Origin of the sequence: Rhizobium sp. BK602, from assembly GCF_014195095.1 — a bacterium.
GTDB lineage: Bacteria > Pseudomonadota > Alphaproteobacteria > Rhizobiales > Rhizobiaceae > Rhizobium.
The window spans coordinates 170,905-191,173 of the sequence record NZ_JACIBC010000009.1; the positions used below are offsets into that span (position 1 = coordinate 170,905).

A 20,269-nucleotide genomic window follows, 5' to 3' on the forward strand; every position below is an offset into this window, starting at 1 on the left:
GTGTATCGAGATGGCGGATTTCCGGAGCGCCGCGCCTTTGAAGGCACAAGAGGACGCTCCGGTCCGGCCTCAGCCTATCAAAGGCTGAAATTGTCGCCAAGATAGAGCTTGCGCACTTCCGGATTGCTGACAATGTCATTGGCCCGGCCATGCGTCAGCACTTCGCCGGCATGAATGATATAGGCGCGATCGATCAGGCCGAGCGTTTCGCGCACATTGTGGTCGGTGATCAGCACGCCGATACCGCGCGCCGTCAGGTGATGCACGAGATTCTGGATGTCGGCGACCGAAATGGGGTCGACGCCGGCAAAGGGTTCGTCGAGCAGCATGAAGGTCGGATCGGTCGCCAGCGCGCGGGCGATTTCCAGGCGCCGCCGTTCACCGCCCGAAAGCGCGATCGCCGGCACGGTACGCAGATTGCGAATGTGGAACTCCTCCAGCAGTTCGTCGATCTTGCGTTCCCGCTTCTGCTTGTCCTTTTCGTGGACCTCGAGCACGGCGCGGATATTCTCTTCCACGGTCAGGCCGCGAAAGATCGAGGCTTCCTGCGGCAGGTAGCCGACGCCGAGGCGCGCGCGCCGATACATCGGCATCGAGGTGACGTTGTTGCCGTCGATCTCGATGGAGCCCTCATCGACCGGCACGAGGCCGGTGATCATGTAGAAACAGGTCGTCTTGCCGGCGCCGTTCGGTCCGAGCAGGCCGACAGCCTCGCCACGGCGCACGACCAGCGAAACGCCGTTGACGACGCGCCGCGTGCGGTAGGTCTTGGTAAGGCCACGCGCGATCAGGGTGCCCTGATAGCGCGCTTTATCCGCGGCCGGCGCGCCGGATGCCGCAACGGGCGACCCGGATGCGCCGGGTGATGTGGATGTGGTCGATGTGGTCACGAGGAGGCCGATATCAATTCTTTTTCTGTTGCTGCTGCACTTGCTGCGATTTCGGATCGAGCTGAATCTGCACGCGGCCTCCACAGGATTCCAGTTGCGCTTCGCCCGTGGCCATGTGCACGGTCAGCTGGCAGCCGGTGAAAACGTTCGGCCCGTCGGTCAGCACCACCTTCTGGCCCTTCAGGATCGCGAGCTGCTGCGCCATGTCGAAAGAGCCATCTTCTGCCGTTGCCGTCTGCGTGCCGGAGACGAGGTAGACTTTGTTGGTGACCAGAATGTGGTCGATATCGGCATCGCCGGAAACCAGCGACTGATTCTGTTCCTTGGCGGCCTTGGCGACCGGATTGGCATCCGCCGCTGCCTTGGCGTTGGCGTCCGCCGGCTGCTTCTTCTTGTAGAAGACCGTCATCTTGCCGGCCTGCAGCGTGGTCGTCCCCTGTACAACCTTGACGTTGCCGGTGAAGACCGCCTGGCTCTCGGCGTCGTGGATTTCCAGCTTGTCGCTTTCGATCTGGATCGGCTGATCGTTGGAAAGGGCAAGGCCCGGCATCTTGCTCGAGGTCGTCTGGGCCCCGGCTCCCGCCGCCACGAAAAATGCGGCGGCGCCGAGCGCACAGAGAAGGCCCGCCTTACGGAAGCCGGAGTTGAAAAGTGAGTGTTGCCAATCGTTTGTCATGAACCGCCCGGCCGTTGTTCGCTAGCTGTATTGTTGTGGAGTGTGGTCGGATCGATATGCATCCGAACCTGTCCGTCGAATTCGATTACGCTCCCCTTATCCGTCATCTTGAGCGAGCGCGCAACAACCGACATGCCCCCTCGTTGGATTGCAACCTGATCCTGGCTGGAGAGGTCGCCCTTCTTCACGTCGAGGAAGGCGGTCTGGAATTCGGCGCGCAGGCCGTTGTCCATCACGATCGTGAAAGGTTCGGTGAGCTTCAGCGTGTCGGCCTGGCGGTCGAAATCCGCGCTTTGGGCCGTGACATGCGCAATCACGTCATTGTTGACCGGCATCGAAGCCTTGATGGTCTTGAGCGTGATCATGTTCGGATTTTTGATATCCTGCAGCGCCTTTTCGGCGAGCATGGAATAATTGATGCCGTCCTTGTTGCGGCCGGCGATCGCGGGGCGTTCCATCACCACCTTGCCGTCCTCGATCCGCGCGCCCTCGATCTGGATGTTCTCCGGCATGTAGGCGCGCACGATCGAGACGGCGATGAAGATCAGCGAGATGATCAGCGCGGTCACCGGGAGCAGGACCCTCAGCTTTCTCACGCGCGTCGAGTGGAAGAGCGCGTCCTTGTACGCACTCCTTTCTCGCTCGGCGCCGATCGCCTGGCCGGTGGTCTCGATAGTATTGAGCATGCTACAGTTCCGTGTTCTCTGATCCGGAAAACCGCGTTCGGGTCATGCACAGACTGTGCCAACAAGCCCGCCAGATCGTTTCGCATTATTGCATTGGCTTGCCAATATGGATTTTTTTCTGCAACCGAGGAAGTTTAGCAGAAAAACATACGGCAAGCCTGTTTCATCCGATCGGGCGATGCCCTATCTCATGAAGCACTGGGCAAAGGTCCTGACACAATCATCTCGAAAAACGGGTCGCATTTTCCTGAAGGATTGCGCCGGTTTCAAGGTGTTATATATCCGGTTCTCAGCGTGTCCAGTTTATGACAAGGGGAGAAATAAGGCGTCATGGACAGTTCTGCAATCGCAGACCGGCGGCAATTGCGCCGCAAGCTCGGTTTTTGGCGCGTCATCGCCGTTCTCCTTCTGGTCGCGCTCGGCTTTGCCTTCTATCGCTTTTATGCCGGCGACCTGCCCGACGTGCGCGGGCCGCAGATTGCGCGCGTCACGATTTCCGGGCTGATCCAGGACGATACCGAACTCCTCGAACGGTTGAAGAAGATCAAGGACAACGACCAGGTCAAGGCGCTGGTCGTCTCGATCTCGTCGACCGGCGGCACGACCTATGGTGGCGAGCGGATCTTCAAGGCCATCCGCGCCGTCGCCGCCAAGAAGCCCGTCGTCTCCGATATCCGCACCGTGGCCGCCTCCGCCGGCTATATGATCGCGACGGCCGGCGACGACATCGTGGCGGGCGACACCTCGATCACCGGCTCGATCGGCGTCATCTTCCAGTATCCGCAGGCCAAGGATCTGCTCGACAAGCTTGGCCTTTCGCTGGAGGAGATCAAGTCGGCGCCGCTGAAGGCCGAGCCGTCGCCGTTCCATCCGCCGAGCGAGGATGCCAAGGCCATGATCCGCAACATGGTCATGGACAGCTACGGCTGGTTCGTCGATCTCGTGGCCGAACGCCGCAAGTTGCCGCGCGAGGAAGTGCTGAAGCTTGCCGACGGCAGCATTTTCACCGGCCGCCAGGCATTGCAGAACAAGTTGGTCGACACGCTCGGCGGCGAGGACGAAATCCGCGCCTATCTCGATACGCGCAAGGTGAAAAAGAACCTGCCGATCGTCGATTGGAAGGCCGAGGACAGGACCTCGTCGCTGTTCTGGCCGGGCGCTGCTTCCTGGTTGATAAATCTCTTCGGTTATGGTGATTTCATAAAGGGAGAGGATCTCCAGAAAATTATGACCGAGAAGTTGTTTCTTGACGGCCTGCTTTCTGTTTGGCAGGGTGCAGCCAATTGATAAATCAATGATTTAAGGGGGCAAACCGTGATCAAGTCGGAATTGGTGCAGATCGTTGCGGCCCGTAACCCGCATCTCTATCACCGAGACGTCGAAAATATCGTCAATGCCGTTCTTGATGAGATCACCGATGCGCTCGCCGCTGGCAACCGTGTGGAGCTGCGCGGCTTCGGAGCTTTCTCCGTCAAGAACCGCCCTTCGCGCTCTGGCCGCAACCCGCGCACCGGCGATACCGTGTTCGTCGAAGAGAAGTGGGTTCCCTTCTTCAAGACCGGCAAGGAGTTGCGCGAACGCCTCAATCCTGGCGCCGGCGACGAAGAAGACGATAATTAACAATCACTTCCGACCGGTATCCCGCACGGATATCCCTGGTGGACATCATGGTGCCACGACACGGTGGCACTTGAACTTGGCTCCGTCTTTCTTATTCTGCTGCCAGAGCAATCCCAGGAAAACCGCGCGGCGGTTTTCCGTCCGGAATTGCTTGGAAGCAAAGAGATCGAGCGGTCCCGCGATTCCATGAAACGCGAAACCGTTCTGAAGGCGATATCCGCGCATCGCGCGAATGCGCCGGGACAAAGGAGCTTGCGCGATGGCCAAGAAGATCGTCAATCTGCTGATATTGCTGCCGCTCGGCGTCATTTTGATCGTCTTCTGCGTGGCCAACCGGCAAGCCGCTACCCTTGCGCTCAATCCCTTCCGGCCTGAGGATCAGGTACTCTCGTTGCATGCGCCGCTCTTCGTGCTGCTATTTGCCGCACTGATCCTCGGCATGGTGGTCGGCGCGCTGGTCACCTGGGTCAATCAGGGCAAACACCGCAAGCGCGCCCGCAATCAGTCGCGCGAAGCCGTGCACTGGCAGGCGGAAGCGGACAAGCATCGCAACCGCGCCGAACAGATCGCCGGCCAGCTTCCCTCGAAGTGACCGGGTGGCGGGTTCCGCGCCCCTTGCCTTAATCGAAGCTACAGCAGGCATCGTGTCAACGATTGGCCGCATAGCGCGCTCTGGATCAGCCGGATTGCACGGATATGGTGTACACTTTGCGTAGCGCTATCCATTTCATGCGGGCAATTTCCGGAAGAGAGCCGAGCTTAGGGAGCGATTAATCTTCGTGACCCAATCAGCTTAGGCGACAAATTCCAAAGATGTCTCGGCAGGAATGATGCTTGCCGACAAGTCATCCTTTCAATTTCATATCGCCTAGGGCGCACGATGAACCTGCCGCGGCATCAGGAGACAATCCGGTGAAAGCAATATCATTGAACTTTGGTTCCGACTCGGCGGCCGTGCTTGCCGCTATGGACAAATCGCTGGCCATCATCGAATTCGATGTGACGGGAAAAATCCTGACGGCAAACGCGAATTTCTGCCGCACCGTCGGCTATGATCTCACCGAAATCGCCGGGCAACAGCACCGCATGTTCGTTGCACCGGCTGAAGTCAACTCGCCAGGCTATGCCGCATTCTGGGCGAAGCTCGGACGAGGTGAATTCGACAGGAGACAGTACAAGCGCATCGGCAAGGGCGGGAGGGAGATCTGGATCGAAGCCTCCTACAATCCGATTTTCAGGCATGGAAAACCCTACAAGGTCGTGAAAGTCGCGACCGACATAACGGCCGAAAAGCTCAAGAGCGTCGAAGATGCCGGCAAGCTGAATGCCCTGTCGCGCTCTCAGGCCGTTATCGAGTTCACGCCGGACGGTCGCGTCCTCACTGCGAACGCAAACTTTCTGGCGACAATGGGCTATGAGCTGCCGGAGATCCAAGGCAAGCATCACTCATTGTTCTGCGATGGCGCATACGCCACCAGCGAGGGCTATCGCCAATTCTGGCAGCGGCTGGCCAAGGGCGAATTTATCGCCGACGAGTTCATGCGTGTCGGCAAGGGTGGCCGGAGGATCTTCATCCAGGCGTCGTACAATCCGATTTTCGACATGGACAACAAGGTCTTCAAAGTCGTGAAATTCGCCACCGATGTGACCGGCCGCGTCAATAATGTCGAACAGCTTGGCGGAGCGCTCAAGCGGATGTCGGACGGCGATCTGACACAGCATCTCGATATGCCCTTCATTCCGACCTTGGACAGGCTCCGTCTGGATTTCAATAGCGCGGTTGGAAAACTTCGGGATGCCATGCGCTCGGTGGCGCAAGCGGCCGGCGCAATCTCCGCCGGCGCGCGGAAGATTCATATGGCGACGGACGATATCTCCATGCGTTCGGAACAGCAGGCGATGTCGGTCGAGGAAACCGCCGCGGCGCTCGAGGAGATCACCACCACAGTCGCCGATTCCAGCCATAATGCCGAGGATGCCGGGCGGCTTGTTCGCGACACGCGCGATACCGCGATCCGCTCCGGAACGGTCGTGCGCTCCGCCATTGACGCCATGGCCAAGATCAAGTCCTCGTCCGAAGAAATATCCAGCATCGTCGGTGTCATCGATGAGATCGCCTTCCAGACCAACCTGCTGGCGCTCAATGCCGGTATAGAGGCCGCCCGTGCCGGTGACGCTGGCAAGGGCTTTGCCGTCGTTGCCCAGGAAGTCCGCGAACTTGCACAGCGCTCGGCAAAGGCAGCGAAGGAAATCGGAGGGTTGATTGCATCGTCGCAGGACCATGTGAAAAGCGGTGTGGCGCTGGTGGCGGAAGCAGGCACAACCTTGCAGACCATCGAAGCTCAAGTCGAGCAGGCGAACAAGAATGTCTCCCTCATCGTTCAGGTCGCGAAGGAACAGGCGGTGACGCTCGGGGAAGTCAATGGCGCGGTCACGATCCTGGACAGGGGAACGCAGCAGAATACGGCTCTGGTTCAGGAATCCGCCGTCGCGGCGCGTAGTTTGTCCGCCGAAGCCGAGGAACTCTTCGTGTTGCTGAAACGGTTTAAGCTCGAAGCGAGTACGGTATCGTCATCGGCAAAGCCAGATCCTGCCGCAATATCGAAGAACGGCGATTGGCCACATCCCCGATTGGCGGGCTGATGCGCATCTCTACTCGCCGCTGAGCTGCATATCCTTGTAGTCGCCCTCCGGCGAAGCGCCGTCGCCGGTGATCTCGAAGCCGACTGCGCGGTAGAAGGCGATGGCGCGCGTATTTTTCACCAGGCATTTCAGCCGATAGCGCCGTGCGGGCCAGTCCGGCAGCGCCGACAAAAGGGCCGTGCCGGCGCCGCGCCCCTGGAAGTCGGGCAGGATATACAGCATGTGGATGAAATCGTCCGGCTCCCATAGCGCCAAGAAGCCGACAATCGTTGCATGAGGGTCTTCGCAGACGAAGACGCGTTCGCCATGCGTGTGGGCAGCGAAATCCTCCCTGTGGAAGCGGCCTGGATCGACCCAGAGGAAGGTCTGGCGGCGCACGCCGAGATAGATCTCGGCAAGGCGGTCTCCATCCTGCTCGCGAGCCGGCCGTATGGTCCAGGGATGTGATGGCGACGTCATGAACAGCCTTCGAGGGAGCGCGGCACCCGCCGTCAGGCGCCGGCTCTGCCGTTGATGGCGGCGGTGAAGTCGGCGAAAAACTGCTGCGCCAGTTTCTTGGCGCTGGAATCGACCAGCCGTGAGCCGAGCTGGGCGATCTTGCCGCCGACCTGGGCCTTGGCCTCGTATTGCAGGATCGTCTCGCCGCCATCTTCCTTGAGCACGACGTCGGCGCCACCCTTGGCGAAGCCGGCAATGCCGCCTTTTCCCTCCCCGGAAATCGTATAGCTTTCCGGCGCGTTGATGTTGGAGAGCGTCACCTCGCCATTGAAGGAAGCGGAAACCGGACCGATCTTCAGCTTCACGGTCGCCGTCAGCTCGGTCGGCGAGATCCTCTCCAGGCTCTGGCAGCCCGGAATGCACTGCTTGAGAATATCGGGGTCGTTCAGCGCGGCCCACACCGCATCCCTTGGCGCGGCAATCCGTTCTTCGCCGGTCATGTCCATGCGCAATCCTCCCGATCTGGCATTTTGTCCCGGGATCATCGCAGATCGGAAAGCGCTTTGCCAAGTGGCGGCCAGATGCTATTTGCACGCACACATCAATTTTGAGACAAGCATGGCGAAACACAGGGAAAGCCGGCCCGGCCACAAAGCCGCGGGCGGCGCGAGTGCAAAATCCCCGAGGGATGCGAGGCGTGAGGCGCCCGTCAAGACCGGCAAGCCGGCGGCAAAACCCGCACGCGATGCCGGACAGAGGCCCGTGCCGGCAGCGCGCGACCGTGGCGAACGCGCCGCCGCGCCGCGCGAGGCCGCGCCTGCTCCGACAGCACCCGAACGTCCTTTGACCCCGCGCAGCGGCGAGCGCCCGACCGAACGTGTGCCCGTCATCCTCGAATCGCTCGGTGCCGGCGATTTCCACCTGATCGACAGCGGCAACGGGCTGAAGCTCGAGCAATACGGCCCCTATCGCATCGTCCGGCCCGAGGCGCAGGCCTTGTGGCCGCCATCGCTCGCCGCGCATGTCTGGGACAATGCAGACGCGATCTTCACCGGCGATACCGATGAGGACGGCATGGGCCGCTGGCGGTTTCCGCGCGAGGCGCTCGGCGAGACCTGGCCGCTGCAATTGCTCGGCGTCGACTTTCTCGGCCGCTTCACCGCCTTTCGCCATGTCGGCGTCTTCCCGGAGCAGATCGTCCACTGGGCCTGGATGAAGCAGCAGGTCGAAGCCGCGAACCGGCCGCTGAAGGTGCTGAACCTCTTCGGCTATACCGGGGTTGCCTCGCTGGTGGCGGCTGCCGCCGGCGCCGAAGTCACGCATGTCGATGCCTCGAAAAAGGCGATCGGCTGGGCGCGGGAAAACCAGGCGCTCGGCCGGATGGAAAAGCTGCCGATCCGCTGGATCTGCGAAGACGCGATGAAATTCATCCTGCGCGAGGAACGGCGCGGCAATAAATACGACATCATCCTCACCGACCCGCCGAAATTCGGCCGCGGTCCGAATGGCGAGGTCTGGCATCTCTTCGAGCACCTGCCGTCGATGCTCGACATCTGCCGCGAGATCCTGTCACCCAAGGCGCTGGGCCTGGTGCTGACGGCCTATTCGATCCGCGCCAGCTTCTATTCGATCCATGAGCTGATGCGCGAGACCATGCGCGGCGCCGGCGGTGTCGTCGAATCCGGCGAGCTGGTCATCCGCGAAGCGGGTCTCGACGGCAAGACGCCGGGCAGGGCTCTCTCCACATCCCTCTTCAGCCGCTGGGTGCCGAAATGAACCAGGACTACAGGAATGACGGTCCCCGCAAGGTCGGGCAGGTCAAGGAGGTCACCTCGCTTGCCAATCCGATCGTCAAGGACATCAAGGCGCTGACAACCAAGAAGTCGCGCGAGGAGAGCGGCGCTTTCCTGGCTGAAGGCCTGAAACTGGTCATCGACGCGCTCGAACTCGGCTGGACCATCCGCACGCTGGTCTATGCCAAGGCCGCCAAGGGCAAGCCGCTTGTCGAGCAGGTGGCCGCCAAGACCGTCGCCGCCGGCGGGTTGGTGCTCGAAGTCAGCGAAAAGGTCATCGCCTCCATCACGCGGCGCGACAATCCGCAGATGGTGGTCGGCATTTTCGATCAGCGCTGGCGGCCGCTTCGCGACGTCAGGCCGAAGGCCGGCGAGACCTGGGTGGCGCTCGACCGCGTGCGCGATCCCGGCAATCTCGGCACCATTATCCGCACGGCGGATGCCGCCGGCGCCTCTGGCGTGATCCTCGTCGGCGAGACGACCGATCCCTTCTCGCTGGAAACCGTGCGGGCGACGATGGGCTCCGTCTTCGCCGTGCCCGTCGTCAAGGCGACGCTGGAAGAGTTTCTGGCCTGGAAGAAAACGGCGGGTGTCTCCGTGGTCGCCACGCATCTCGCCGGCGCCGTCGATTACCGCACCATCGATTACAAGAAGAAGCCCGTCGTGCTCCTGATGGGCAATGAACAATCCGGCCTGCCGGATGCCCTGGCGAAGGAGGCCGATGCGCTTGCCCGCATTCCGCAGGCCGGCCGTGCCGACAGCCTCAACCTGGCGGTGGCGACGGCGGTGATGCTGTTCGAAGCCCGCCGCCATCTTCTGACCCTCAGCGAGACACGATGACCGACAGCGACATCAACGAACAGGCCGCCGCCAAGTCCGCATTGTTTTCCCGGCCTCTGCCGATCCTGATTTTCATCGTCCTCGCCGTGATCCTCGATCAGGTCGTGAAGATCATGGTCGATCACTGGCTGCCGCTGCAGGAGATGGTGCCGGTCATTCCGATGCTGGCCCTCTATCGCACCTATAATCTCGGCGTCGCTTTCTCGATGCTGTCGAGCATGGACGGCTGGTTCATCGTCGGCATGCGGATCGTCATCGTCGGTTTCGTATTCTGGCTCTGGCGCCGCACGCCCAATCACCGCTGGCTCGCCCATCTCGGCTTTGCCTTCATCATCGCCGGCGCGATCGGCAATCTGATCGACCGCTTCCTTTATGGCCACGTGATCGATTACATTCTCTTCCATACCGAAACCTGGTCCTTCGCGGTCTTCAATCTCGCCGACAGCTTCATCACCATCGGGGCTGCCTGCGTCATTCTCGACGAGCTGCTCATGCCGAAAAAGGCAGACGCTTAAAATTCTAGCGAATCCCTGAAGGCATCGGGAAGGGTGCGTGTGTTAGCAAGCTAACATGAGCACTCTGGCAAACTTGCGGGAAAAGCTTGTCGCCGACGACCAGACCGGGCCACGTCAAAGGCTGGTGGTCGATGCGCCCGGCTTGGCCGCCGATCCGATCGACATGTCCATGGCCATCGAAGAGGGCAAGGCCCCGTCGTCGGTGTTGCCGCAATGGCTGCAGCGTCATTGGTTGAATGGCGGTGGCCTGCTTGCCGGTGCGCTATTGCTTGGCGTCGGTTATGGCGGCGGGCCGCTCGCCCTTGCCGGTCTGCTTGGCTTCATTGCCCTGGCCGTGGCGGTCGCCGGCATGCTGATGCGGCGGAATAAGGTCCGCGACGCGGATGTCGATGCGCCGCTGCTCAGCGAGCATGAGCACGATCGCCTCTGGGAGGCCGACGAAGGCACCAGCCTCTTCGCCACCATTCACGATGCGCTCGGCGATATCACGGTGACGCGCGGCATGGACCGCCGCATCCTTCATGCCAATGCGACCTTCCGCAAGCTGACCGGCAAATCGAACCCGGAAGGCTCGACGCTGGAGGAGATCGGTCTCGTCTTCCGCGCGGTGACGGCGGCGCAGCATCAGGATGCGGAAATCGCCACGCCGGATGGCCGGCGCATCTTTGCCTGGCACGATGTCATGTTCCGCGATCCGCTTTCGGGCCGGCTGAGCATCCAGAGCGTCGCCCGCGACGTGACCGAGGAGCGGCAGGCCGCTCGCCTTCGCGAGGAGGCACGGCTGAAGGCTGAGTATAATAGTGCCGCCAAGTCGCGGCTGCTTGCGACGGTCAGCCATGAGATCCGCACGCCCTTGTCGGGCATTCTCGGCATGAACCACCTGCTTGCCCAGACGCCGTTGACGCTGGAGCAGGCCAATTACTTGACCGGCATCCGCCAGTCCGGCAACGCGCTGGTGCAGCTGGTCGAAGATCTTCTGGATTTCTCGACGATCGAAGTCGGTCGCTTCCAGCTCCGGCCGCGCGCCGAGACGCTGCGGCCCCTCATCGAAGGCGTCGTCGAGATGCTCGCCCATCGCGCCCATGAAAAGGGCATCGAAATCGCCGCCACCGTTGCCGCCGATGTCCCGGAGACGCTGGAATTCGATCCGGCGCGGCTGCGGCAGGTTCTCTTCAACGTCATCGGCAATGCCGTGAAGTTCACCCAGACGGGCGGCGTCCTGATCCGCGCCGGCCTCGACGGCGGCGAGCTGGTGATATCGGTCAGGGACAGCGGTCCGGGCATGACAGGGGAGGAGCAGGCGCGGGTCTTCGGCGAATTCGAGCAGGCCGGCAACGTGCTGGACCGCAGCGCCGGCACCGGCCTTGGTCTGGCGATATCGGCCCGCATCCTGCGCGAGTTCGGCGGCGGCTTGAGCGTTGCCAGCGAGCTTGGCAGCGGCAGCGACTTCACCATCCGCTTCCCCGTCCTTGCGGTTGCGGAGCAGAGCAGCGATGGCCGGCGCAACAGCCTGCTTCGCAATTCCAGCATCCTGCTTCTGGCGCCCGAGGGGGCCGCGAGCACGGCGATCGCCGAAACCGTCCGCACGCTTGGCGGCCGCTGCCGCCTGATCGGTCCCGCGGATATCGAGAGCCTGCCGCGATCCGCCTTCGGTCATGAAGACGGGCCTTTGACCGACCTGATCGTCGATCATCGCATGGCGCCGTGGTATTTCCGCGAGGGCGGCGGGCTGGCAGCCCTGGGCCTGCGGAAGATCTTCCTGGTCAATCCGGAGGAGCGCAACACGCATCCGCTCGATCTCTTCGATGCCTGGCTGATCCGGCCGCTGCGCGAGCAATCGCTGATCGATGTGTTGAGCGGTCGCATGCGCGGCATGGAGAAGCGGGAAGCGCTGATCGACAGCCCGCCCGCTTTCGGCCCGGTGGCGCCGGAGGAAAGCGATGTTCCGCTTAACATCCTGCTCGGCGAGGACGATCCGGTCAACGCCATGCTGGTACGCGCCATGCTTACCAAGGCCGGCCACAAGGTGCGTCTCGTCGAGGATTTCACCGGCCTGCTCGCGCGCACGGAAATGACAGAGGGCCGGCCCGATATCATCGTCACCGACCTCACCATGCCGGGCGGCGAAGGGGTGGCGGTTCTGGCGCAGATCAGGGCGCAGGAGCGTCGGGCCGGCTTGTCGCCGCTGCCGATGATCGTGCTGACCGCCGACAGCCGCGATGCCATCCGCCGGCAAGCCCTGCTGGCCGGAGCCGATGCCGTCATCGTCAAGCCGGTCGAGCCTCAGCGGTTGATCGCCGAGGTCCAAGCCTTGTCGAAACAGTCTTTCGAACGCGCCTGCAACGGCTGATCCGCTTTCGAATCAACCTTCCGCGTCCCCACCTATTTAAGGCCGCTCTTACCTTGGAAATTGCGGCCCGATCTTTTGCGGGTTCTGCGGAAGTTGGGGACTTCGTGCTTATTAGAAATTTGCAACAGGCACGCTTCTTGCTTTTCCTGAAGCCCCATGTCACTTTCCTGTCGCACGAATTTGCTTTATGGCGCCTATATCAACCCGCAGGGGGAGTCGCCATGTCCATCGAAATTTTGAATCGCGAAGCTCAGGGCGAAATGGTTCAGTCTTCAAAGGCAACGGTTGCGCCGGTTGCCAGCGATGTGCTCGGACGCATCGGAAATCTAGAAACCCGCCTTGCTCGCACGGCGCGGGAAATCGATGCAGCCCAGGCTGTGCGCTATCGCGTCTTCGTCGAGGAGATGAACGCGCAGTTGCCGCCCGACGCCATGCGTCGCCAGCGCGACGTCGATAGTTATGATTCGATCTGCGACCACCTGCTGGTGCTCGACCGCTCGCTGGAAGGCGACACGGAAGATCAGATCGTCGGCACCTACCGTCTGCTGCGCCAGGAAGTGGCGATGGCGAATGGCGGTTTCTATTCCTCTTCCGAATTCGATGTCGATGCGCTTCTCGCCCGCCATCCCGACAAGCAGTTCATGGAGCTTGGCCGTTCCTGTGTTCTGCCGGCCTATCGCAACAAGCGTACCGTCGAACTTCTGTGGCAGGGCAATTGGGCCTATGCGCTGAAGCATGGCATGGGTGCCATGTTCGGCTGCGCCTCCTTCCCCGGCATCCGCCCGGAACAGCATGCGCTTGCCCTGTCCTTCCTCTATCACAATGTCGTCGCCAAGGACGATTGGGCCGTCGGCGCGCTGCCGTCGCTTGCCCGCACCATGGATCTGATGCCGGTCGAGGCGGTCAATTCCAAGAAGGCGCTGATGGCGCTGCCGCCGCTGATCAAGGGCTACCTGCGCCTCGGCGCGATGGTCGGCTCCAGCGCGGTGGTCGACCATGCCTTCAACACGACGGACGTGCTGATCGTTCTGCCGATATCAAGCATTTCGGACCGCTACGTCAATTACTACGGCGCCGACGCCGGGCGGTTCGCGAGCTGACGGAAGCGGGCAGGCCAGCCTCTCAGGGAATTGCGAAAATATCGATCTCGTCGGTGATGCCGCGAAGCGAAACGTGATGGGATACGGGCTGCAGGCCGCGCGTGCTCAGAAGCTCGGCGGCGCGTGCGTTCTCAAGAACTGAGCCCGTCGCGAAGATCTCGCGTGATGTCGCCAGATGCTGCACGCGGGAGGCGATGTTGACCGTCTGCCCGAAATAATCCTGGCGTTCGTTGAGGCTGACCGCGATGCAGGGGCCCTCGTGAATGCCGATCTTCAGGAGAAGGTCGTTGTTGCCGCGCTCGCTGTTGAGGCCGAGCATGGCTTCGCGCATCCGCATCGCCGCGACCAATGCCCGATCCGGACTGGGGAAGGTCGCCATGACGGCATCGCCGATGGTCTTGACCACGGCGCCCGCCTCGGCGGCGACGATCTCGTGCAGAATGCTGAAATGCGTCCTGACCAGATCGAAGGCGGCGAGGTCGCCGACCCTTTCATAGAGCTCCGTCGAGCCGCGCAGGTCGGTGAAGAGAAAGGTGAGGCTGGTGATCTTCAGTCTCTGATCCACATCGATCGTGTCGGTGCGGTGGATGTCGCGGAAGGTCTGGTTGGACAGCAGGCGCTTTGCGGTCAGGAAGGGCCGGCGATGGCCGAGCAGGTCGTGAAGCGCATCGTTGGCCACACAGACCGATGGCAGCGCTCGGATATTCGTATGGTTTTCCATCAGGATGCGCAGGGGGCCGGGCCTTAGGACGATGGGGTCGCCATGCCGCTGCATCCGGTCGAATACGAGCGAGATGGTCTGTCGTTCCCGCGACGGTTCGCCCTTGACGTCGAGGAATTGCGCCGCATGGGTGACCGGCTCGAAGATGACGACGAATTCGGCGGGCAATTGCAGCGAGATGACCGCCTTATCCCCCGGCGGCAGCTCCAGCGACTCGAGAACGAACTCGTCGACTTTCGCCTCGTAGCCTTCCTCGGGCAGGTCCACGCCCGAGCTCCAATAGATCTGGCGGAAATATTCGAGGGGCGGCAGTTCCTGAGGGTTGTGCGCCTCGATATGGCGCACGCGCGGGCTGATGGTGAAGGTGACTTCGACCATCTCGTCGAGGGTCGGCTCATAACCGGCCGCGCAGAGCGTGCAGTTGTAGGTATCGCTCTGCACGGTCTTCAGCGAGGTATTGGCGTCCAAGACGCCGCCGCAGCCGGGACAGAGGACATTCCACGACATTTCGAAAAGGCCGAGGCGGGAGGCGTGCAGGAAGGCGTTGATGGTCTGGTCGTCGTCGAAGCCGTGCTCGGCTGCGAAGGCAAGCGCGTTCACGCGGTTGAGCTTGCGGTCAGGGGCCTCAAGGACGAGCCGCTCGATGGAGTCGACGATATCTGACCGCGCTGAATGGCGCAGCACTGTGAACAGGGACTGAGCTTCACTCATCCCGGCATTTTACACCCAATTCGAAGCGGCCGCTATCGGTCTTCTTCGAGTCTTCGCTTGTCGTTGAGAGGGCAAGAATGCGCCCCTCACCCTGCCATCTCCCGGAGGGGAGTGGGGCAGGGTGAGGAGGCTTTTGCAAAGTTAAGCCCCAGCCCCGTAGGCCGCGATCGCCGCCATGTTGACGATGTCGGAATCCTTGGCGCCCATCGAGGTGATCTGTACCGGCTTGTCGAGACCGACGAGCAGCGGGCCGATGACCGTCGAGCCGCCAAGCTCCTGCAGCATCTTCGTTGAGATCGAGGCGGAGTGGAATGCCGGCATGACCAGCACGTTGGCCGGGCCGGAAAGCCGGGCGAAAGGATACTGGCTTTCCATGATCCTGCGGTTCAGCGCCACGTCCGCGGACATCTCGCCGTCGAACTCGAAGTTGACATGGCGCTTGTCGAGGATGCTGACCGCCTCGCGCACCCGCTCGGAGCGTTCGCCCGAAGGATGGCCGAAGGTGGAATAGGCGAGCATGGCGACGCGTGGCTCGTAGCCCATGCGCCGGGTGAAGCCCGCGGCCTCCTCGGCGATATCGGCAAGCTCCTCGGCCGTCGGCATGTCGTGCACGGCGGTATCGGCGACGAAGACCGTGCGGCCGCGGGCGAGCACCAGCGAGACGCCGACAACCCGGTGTCCCGGCTTGGCGTCGATGCAGCGGCGCACATCCTCGAGCGCGGTGGAATAGTTGCGCGTTACGCCGGTCACCATGCCGTCGGCATCGCCGAGCGCCACCATGCAGGCGGCGAAATGATTGCGGTCGTTATGGATCAGGCGCGCCACGTCGCGGTGCAGATAGCCTTTGCGCTGCAGCCGGGCGTAGAGATAGTCGATATAGGTATCGACCCGCTTGGAAATGCGGGCATTGACGATTTCGAGACCCGGCCGGTTGAGATCGATGCCGGCGCGTTCGGCCGTGGCGTGGATCAGATCCTCGCGGCCGAGCAGGATGGCGGTGCCGAGTTCCTGGTTGGCGTAGGACAGTGCGGCGCGCATGACCTGTTCTTCCTCGGCCTCGGCGAAGACGATGCGCTTCGGGTGCCGGCGCACCCGTTCGTAAAGCTGTGCCAGCGTCGAGGCGATCGGGTCGCGCCGGGCCGAGAGCTCACGGGCATAGGCCGCCATGTCCGGCATGGCGCGGCGGGCGACGCCGCTTTCGATCGCAGCCTGCGCGACCGCGACCGGGATCGCCGAGATCAGGCGCGGATCGAAGGGCACGGGAATGATGTACTGCGCGCCGAAACGCGGCCGCGCGCCCTGATAGGCGGCAACCACGTCATCCGGCACGTCCTCGCGTGCCAGGCTCGCCAGCGCCCGGACGGCGGCGATCTTCATCTCGTCATTGATCGTCGAGGCCCGCACGTCGAGCGCACCGCGGAAGATATAGGGGAAGCCGAGAACGTTGTTCACCTGGTTCGGATAGTCCGAGCGTCCGGTCGCCATGATGGCGTCGTCGCGGATACGGGCGACTTCCTCCGGCGTGATTTCCGGATCGGGATTGGCCATGGCGAAGATGATCGGCTTGTCGGCCATGGAACGGATCATCTCGGCGGAGAAGGCGCCCTTCTGCGACAGGCCGAAAACGACGTCGGCACCCTTCATCGCCTCTTCCAGCGTGCGCTTGTCGGTCTTGACCGCATGCGCCGATTTCCATTGGTTCATGCCTTCGCTGCGGCCCTGGTAGATGACACCCTTGGTATCGCAGAGAATGACGTTGTCCGGATTGAAGCCCATGGCCTTGATCAGCTCGATGCAGGCGATGGCGGCCGCCCCCGCGCCGTTGCAGACGAGCCTGGTGGTCTTGAGGTCGCGGCCGGTCAGCTCCAGCGCGTTGATCAGGCCGGCGGCGGCGATGATGGCGGTGCCGTGCTGGTCGTCGTGGAAGACGGGAATATCCATCAGCTCGCGCAGGCGCTGCTCGATGATGAAGCAATCCGGCGCCTTGATGTCCTCGAGATTGATGCCGCCGAAGGACGGGCCGAGATAGCGCACGCAATTGATGAATTCATCGACATTCTCCGTGTCGATCTCGAGATCGATCGAATCGACGTCGGCAAAGCGCTTGAAGAGGACGGACTTGCCCTCCATGACCGGCTTGGAGGCGAGCGCGCCAAGATTGCCGAGGCCGAGAATGGCCGTGCCGTTGGAGATGACGGCCACCATGTTGCCGCGCGAGGTGTAGTCGTAAGCAGTTGCCGGATCGGCGGCGATCGCCTTCACGGGAACGGCGACACCGGGCGAATAGGCCAGCGAGAGATCGCGCTGCGTCGCCATTGGCTTGGTCGGATTGATCTCAAGCTTGCCGGGCCGGCCCTGCTTGTGGAAGTCGAGCGCTTCCTGATCCGTGATACCCGTTCCCGGACGCGGCGTGCTGCTGGTGTCAGGCATATTTCCTCCAAAGCTTCTGTGGGTGACCGATCCCTGTGACCCTATAACTGTTGTCTTCTATAGCGGCGCGCGGATAGGGTGACACCTCTTTTTTGGGAAAAAATTTATATCCGTGAACGAACGAATAGTTGCCAGCGTCGATGCTTTCTCGGCCGCCGAGCTTGCCTCGGAGGAAAGCCGCGCGTCCGCCACACCGATGATGGAACAATACATAGAGATCAAGGCGAACAATCCCGGTTCGCTGCTGTTCTATCGCATGGGCGACTTCTACGAGCTGTTCTTCGAGGATGCCGTCGACGCTTCGCGCGCGCTCGGCATCACGCTCACCAAGCGCGGCCAGCACATGGGGCAGGACATCCCGATGTGCGGCGTGCCGGTGCATGCCGCCGATGATTATCTGCAGAAGCTGATCGGGCTGGGCTTCCGCGTTGCCGTCTGCGAACAGGTGGAAGACCCGGCGGAGGCGAAGAAGCGCGGCGGCAAATCGGTGGTCCGGCGCGATGTCGTGCGCCTGGTGACGCCGGGAACGATCACCGAGGAAAAGCTGCTCTCGCCCTCGGAATCCAACTATCTGATGGCGCTCACCCGCATTCGCGGCGGTGCCGAGCCGCAATTGGCGCTGGCCTGGATCGATATTTCCACCGGCGTCTTCCGGCTGGCGGAAACGGAAGCGTCCCGGCTGCTCGCCGATATCCTGCGCATCGATCCGCGCGAACTGATCCTGCCGGATACCATGTTCCACGATCCGGATCTGAAGCCGGTCTTCGACGTGCTCGGCCGCACGGCGGTGCCGCAGCCGGCCGTGCTGTTCGACAGTGCCAGCGCCGAGGGGCGCATCACCCGCTATTTCGGCGTTTCCACGCTCGACGGCTTCGGCTCCTTCAGTCGTGCCGAGCTTGCCGCCGCGGCCGCCGCCATCGCCTATGTCGAGAAGACCCAGATCGCCGAGCGGCCGCCGCTCGGCCAGCCGGAGCGCGAAAGCGGGGCCTCGACCCTGTTCATCGACCCGGCGACACGCGCCAATCTTGAGCTGGTGCGCACGCTCTCCGGCGACCGCAACGGCGCGCTCTTGAAGGCGATCGACCGCACGGTGACCGGCGGCGGCGCGCGTCTGCTTGCCGAGCGGCTGATGTCGCCGCTCACCGATCCCGCGCGCATCAATGAGCGGCTGGATTCGATCGGCTTCCTCGTCGAGGAGCCGTCGCTTTGCGGCGATCTGCGCTCGGCGTTGAAGCATGTACCCGACATGCCGCGCGCTTTGTCGCGCCTGGCGCTCGACCGCGGCGGCCCGCGCGACCTCTGGGCGATCCGCCAGGGCCTTGCCGCCGCCGCCCATATCGCCGGACTGCTGGGTGCCGCGCTTCTGCCCGAGGAGCTGGATGCCGCGCTTGGCGGCCTGCGCGCTCTGCCCGTCGCTCTCGAAGAGCTGCTGGCCACCACGCTCGCCGACGAATTGCCGCTTCTGAAACGCGACGGCGGCTTCCTGCGGGAAGGGGCGAATGCCGAGCTGGACGAGGTGCGGGCGTTGCGCGACCAGTCACGCCGCGTCATTGCCGGACTGCAACTGCAATATGCCGAGGAAACCGGCATCAAGTCGCTGAAGATCAAGCACAACAACGTGCTCGGCTATTTCATCGAGGTCACGGCCGGCAATGCCGGTCCGATGACCGACGGTGCCGAGGCCAAGGCGCGCTTCATCCATCGCCAGACCATGGCCAATGCCATGCGCTTCACCACGACCGAGCTTGCCGATCTCGAAAGCCGGATCGCCAACGCCGCCGACAAGGCGCTGTCGATCGAGCTCGCCGCCTTCGACCGCATGGTCGCGGCTGTGGTGGCCGAAGCCGAGGCGATCAAGGCGGGCGCGCGGGCGCTGTCGGTGATCGACGTTGCCGCCGGCCTGGCGCTGCTCGCGGAAGAGCAGGCTTATTGCCGCCCTGTCGTCGATGGCAGCCGGATGTTTGCCATCGAAGGCGGCCGCCATCCGGTGGTCGAGCAGGCGCTGCGCCGCCAGGCGGGCGGTCCCTTCGTCGCCAACAATTGCGACCTGTCGCCGGCATCGGACGGCAGGGATGGGGCGATCTGGCTTTTGACCGGCCCGAACATGGGCGGTAAATCGACCTTCCTGCGCCAGAACGCCCTGATCGCGATCCTCGCGCAGATGGGCTCCTTCGTGCCCGCCGCCGCCGCCCATATCGGCATCGTCGACCGGCTGTTCTCGCGCGTCGGCGCCTCGGACGATCTGGCGCGCGGCCGCTCCACCTTCATGGTCGAGATGGTCGAGACGGCGGCGATCCTCAACCAGGCGACCGAGCGTTCGCTCGTCATCCTCGACGAGATCGGCCGCGGCACGGCGACCTTCGACGGTCTCTCCATCGCCTGGGCGGCGGTCGAGCATTTGCATGAGGCCAACCGCTGCCGGGGTCTGTTTGCGACCCATTTCCATGAGCTGACCGTGCTGTCGGAGAAGCTCGATCGGCTCTCCAATGCCACGATGCGCGTCAAGGAATGGGACGGCGACGTCATCTTCCTGCACGAGGTCGGCCCCGGCGCCGCCGATCGCTCCTACGGCATCCAGGTTGCCCGGCTTGCCGGCCTGCCGGCCTCGGTCGTGGCGCGCGCCCGCGACGTTCTGACGCGTCTCGAAGATGCCGACCGCAAGAACCCGGCCAGCCAGCTCATCGACGACCTGCCGCTCTTCCAGGTCGCGGTTCGCCGCGAGGAGGCGAGCGGCAAGCGCGGGCCGTCCAAGGTCGAGGAGGCGCTGAAGGCGCTTGATCTCGACGACCTAACGCCGCGCGCAGCCCTCGATGCGCTCTACGAACTGAAAAAGACTATGAACAAGGCCGGCTGACG

At 62.8% G+C, this 20,269-nt stretch carries 17 protein-coding genes; 10 read left to right on the forward strand and 7 right to left on the reverse strand.

The genetic code is table 11. From position 1 onward, the window contains the following. Positions 1–77: 77 nt before the first annotated feature. The 3 genes from lptB to lptC all read right to left on the reverse strand — a co-directional run bounded on the left by lptB (position 78) and on the right by lptC (position 2,252). On the reverse strand, positions 78–791 hold the full coding sequence (gene lptB, locus FHX11_RS25690; RefSeq protein ID WP_210292596.1) for an LPS export ABC transporter ATP-binding protein: 714 nt from the start codon (positions 789–791) through the stop codon (positions 78–80). 112 nt (positions 792–903) lie between these two features. Next, positions 904–1,566, reverse strand: a complete 663-nt coding sequence (locus FHX11_RS25695) for an LptA/OstA family protein (RefSeq protein ID WP_184362846.1) — start codon at positions 1,564–1,566, stop codon at positions 904–906. Then, positions 1,563–2,252, reverse strand: coding sequence for an LPS export ABC transporter periplasmic protein LptC (gene lptC, locus FHX11_RS25700; RefSeq protein ID WP_184362849.1), 690 nt, complete (start codon positions 2,250–2,252; stop codon positions 1,563–1,565). The genes FHX11_RS25695 and lptC overlap by 4 nt, the downstream gene beginning before the upstream one ends. Positions 2,253–2,582: 330 nt before the next feature. On the opposite strand from lptC, the gene sppA reads away from it, so the two are divergent. The 4 genes from sppA (at position 2,583) to FHX11_RS25720 (ending at position 6,515) form a co-directional block, all read left to right on the forward strand. Then, entirely contained in the window at positions 2,583–3,539 is a 957-nt protein-coding gene (gene sppA, locus FHX11_RS25705) for a signal peptide peptidase SppA (protein WP_184362852.1), read from the forward strand. Between the two features lie 27 nt (positions 3,540–3,566). Continuing rightward, positions 3,567–3,872, forward strand: a complete 306-nt coding sequence (locus FHX11_RS25710; RefSeq protein ID WP_004120746.1) for an integration host factor subunit beta — start codon at positions 3,567–3,569, stop codon at positions 3,870–3,872. 259 nt (positions 3,873–4,131) lie between these two features. After that, positions 4,132–4,464, forward strand: a complete 333-nt coding sequence (locus tag FHX11_RS25715) for a LapA family protein (RefSeq protein WP_184362854.1) — start codon at positions 4,132–4,134, stop codon at positions 4,462–4,464. Positions 4,465–4,784: 320 nt separating this feature from the next. Further along, the gene (locus tag FHX11_RS25720) at positions 4,785–6,515 is read left to right on the forward strand and encodes a PAS domain-containing methyl-accepting chemotaxis protein (protein ID WP_184362858.1); all 1,731 of its coding nucleotides are present in this window, start codon (positions 4,785–4,787) and stop codon (positions 6,513–6,515) included. A 9-nt stretch (positions 6,516–6,524) separates the two neighbouring features. Here FHX11_RS25720 and FHX11_RS25725 read toward each other — a convergent pair whose 3' ends face one another. After that, positions 6,525–6,974, reverse strand: a complete 450-nt coding sequence (locus tag FHX11_RS25725) for an N-acetyltransferase (RefSeq protein ID WP_184362861.1) — start codon at positions 6,972–6,974, stop codon at positions 6,525–6,527. Positions 6,975–7,006: 32 nt separating this feature from the next. Next, positions 7,007–7,459: a carbon monoxide dehydrogenase subunit G gene (locus tag FHX11_RS25730; RefSeq protein ID WP_184362864.1), complete on the reverse strand. Its 453-nt coding sequence runs from the start codon at positions 7,457–7,459 to the stop codon at positions 7,007–7,009. Between the two features lie 112 nt (positions 7,460–7,571). Between FHX11_RS25730 and FHX11_RS25735 the strand changes: the two genes are divergently transcribed. The 5 genes from FHX11_RS25735 to FHX11_RS25755 all read left to right on the forward strand — a co-directional run bounded on the left by FHX11_RS25735 (position 7,572) and on the right by FHX11_RS25755 (position 13,551). Then, positions 7,572–8,729 (forward strand): class I SAM-dependent methyltransferase, encoded by a 1,158-nt coding sequence (locus FHX11_RS25735; protein ID WP_184362867.1) that lies wholly within the window; start codon positions 7,572–7,574, stop codon positions 8,727–8,729. Further along, on the forward strand, positions 8,726–9,586 hold the full coding sequence (locus tag FHX11_RS25740; protein ID WP_184362871.1) for an RNA methyltransferase: 861 nt from the start codon (positions 8,726–8,728) through the stop codon (positions 9,584–9,586). Before FHX11_RS25735 ends, FHX11_RS25740 begins: the two co-directional genes overlap by 4 nt. After that, a complete protein-coding gene (gene lspA, locus FHX11_RS25745; protein ID WP_184362873.1) occupies positions 9,583–10,101 on the forward strand; it encodes a signal peptidase II in 519 nt (172 codons plus the stop codon). Before FHX11_RS25740 ends, lspA begins: the two co-directional genes overlap by 4 nt. A 55-nt stretch (positions 10,102–10,156) precedes the next feature. Beyond that, positions 10,157–12,451 carry a PAS domain-containing hybrid sensor histidine kinase/response regulator gene (locus FHX11_RS25750; protein WP_184362876.1) on the forward strand — a complete coding sequence of 765 codons (2,295 nt, stop codon included), beginning with the start codon at positions 10,157–10,159 and terminating at the stop codon, positions 12,449–12,451. A gap of 260 nt (positions 12,452–12,711) precedes the next feature. After that, positions 12,712–13,551 (forward strand): GNAT family N-acetyltransferase, encoded by an 840-nt coding sequence (locus tag FHX11_RS25755; protein ID WP_246781147.1) that lies wholly within the window; start codon positions 12,712–12,714, stop codon positions 13,549–13,551. 22 nt (positions 13,552–13,573) lie between these two features. Here FHX11_RS25755 and FHX11_RS25760 read toward each other — a convergent pair whose 3' ends face one another. Beyond that, a complete protein-coding gene (locus FHX11_RS25760; protein WP_184362881.1) occupies positions 13,574–14,983 on the reverse strand; it encodes an adenylate/guanylate cyclase domain-containing protein in 1,410 nt (469 codons plus the stop codon). A gap of 141 nt (positions 14,984–15,124) precedes the next feature. Further along, complete coding sequence (locus FHX11_RS25765; protein ID WP_184362883.1) at positions 15,125–17,413, reverse strand: NADP-dependent malic enzyme; 2,289 nt, start codon at positions 17,411–17,413, stop codon at positions 15,125–15,127. A gap of 196 nt (positions 17,414–17,609) precedes the next feature. On the opposite strand from FHX11_RS25765, the gene mutS reads away from it, so the two are divergent. Beyond that, positions 17,610–20,267: a DNA mismatch repair protein MutS gene (gene mutS / locus FHX11_RS25770; RefSeq protein WP_210292598.1), complete on the forward strand. Its 2,658-nt coding sequence runs from the start codon at positions 17,610–17,612 to the stop codon at positions 20,265–20,267. Positions 20,268–20,269 lie beyond the last annotated feature (2 nt).

Bases quoted from the DNA above. Each gene is read 5' to 3' on its own strand.
- FHX11_RS25695 (WP_184362846.1), bottom strand. From the start codon at position 1,566: ATGACAAACGATTGGCAACACTCACTTTTCAACTCCGGCTTCCGTAAG.
- lptC (WP_184362849.1), bottom strand. From the start codon at position 2,252: ATGCTCAATACTATCGAGACCACCGGCCAGGCGATCGGCGCCGAGCGA.
- sppA (WP_184362852.1), top strand. From the start codon at position 2,583: ATGGACAGTTCTGCAATCGCAGACCGGCGGCAATTGCGCCGCAAGCTC.
- FHX11_RS25715 (WP_184362854.1), top strand. From the start codon at position 4,132: ATGGCCAAGAAGATCGTCAATCTGCTGATATTGCTGCCGCTCGGCGTC.
- FHX11_RS25725 (WP_184362861.1), bottom strand. From the start codon at position 6,974: ATGACGTCGCCATCACATCCCTGGACCATACGGCCGGCTCGCGAGCAG.
- FHX11_RS25730 (WP_184362864.1), bottom strand. From the start codon at position 7,459: ATGGACATGACCGGCGAAGAACGGATTGCCGCGCCAAGGGATGCGGTG.
- FHX11_RS25735 (WP_184362867.1), top strand. From the start codon at position 7,572: ATGGCGAAACACAGGGAAAGCCGGCCCGGCCACAAAGCCGCGGGCGGC.
- FHX11_RS25740 (WP_184362871.1), top strand. From the start codon at position 8,726: ATGAACCAGGACTACAGGAATGACGGTCCCCGCAAGGTCGGGCAGGTC.
- lspA (WP_184362873.1), top strand. From the start codon at position 9,583: ATGACCGACAGCGACATCAACGAACAGGCCGCCGCCAAGTCCGCATTG.
- FHX11_RS25750 (WP_184362876.1), top strand. From the start codon at position 10,157: ATGAGCACTCTGGCAAACTTGCGGGAAAAGCTTGTCGCCGACGACCAG.
- FHX11_RS25755 (WP_246781147.1), top strand. From the start codon at position 12,712: ATGGTTCAGTCTTCAAAGGCAACGGTTGCGCCGGTTGCCAGCGATGTG.
- FHX11_RS25760 (WP_184362881.1), bottom strand. From the start codon at position 14,983: ATGAGTGAAGCTCAGTCCCTGTTCACAGTGCTGCGCCATTCAGCGCGG.
- FHX11_RS25765 (WP_184362883.1), bottom strand. From the start codon at position 17,413: ATGCCTGACACCAGCAGCACGCCGCGTCCGGGAACGGGTATCACGGAT.
- mutS (WP_210292598.1), top strand. From the start codon at position 17,610: ATGATGGAACAATACATAGAGATCAAGGCGAACAATCCCGGTTCGCTG.